General features: G+C 68.9%; 1 protein-coding gene. It reads left to right on the top strand.

Going from position 1 to position 438, the window contains the following annotated elements; all coding sequences use genetic code 11:
• Positions 1–438 (top strand): AMP-binding protein (locus tag HWX22_RS31635; protein ID WP_175917031.1); only part of this gene is annotated, 438 nt, incomplete at both ends.

Below are 438 nucleotides of genomic sequence, written 5' to 3' on the forward strand. Positions count from 1 at the left end.
GACCGCCGCGCATTGCGGCGAGCGGATTCGCATCATGGCGGGCCTGGGCATGACGGAAACCTCGCCGTCCTGCCTGTTCACGACCGGGCCGCTGATGCGCTCCGGTTATATCGGGCTGCCCGCGCCCGGCTGCGACGTGAAGCTCGCGCCGAGCGGCGGCAAGCTCGAGCTGCGCTTCAAGGGGCCGAACGTGATGCGCGGTTACTGGCACGCCGAGGTCGATCCGCGCGAGGTGTTCGACGAGGAAGGTTACTACCGCAGCGGCGACGCGGCGGTGTTCGCCGATCCCGATCGGCCCGAACTCGGGCTGCAGTTCGACGGGCGGCTGACCGAGGATTTCAAGCTGAGCAGCGGCACCTTCGTCAGCGTCGGGCCGTTGCGCGCGAGGGCCGTGTCGAGCGGCGCGCCCTATGTGCAGGATGTGGTCGTGACCGGAAT

The organism is Burkholderia sp. BCC1638 (assembly GCF_902833195.1).
GTDB lineage: Bacteria > Pseudomonadota > Gammaproteobacteria > Burkholderiales > Burkholderiaceae > Burkholderia > Burkholderia diffusa.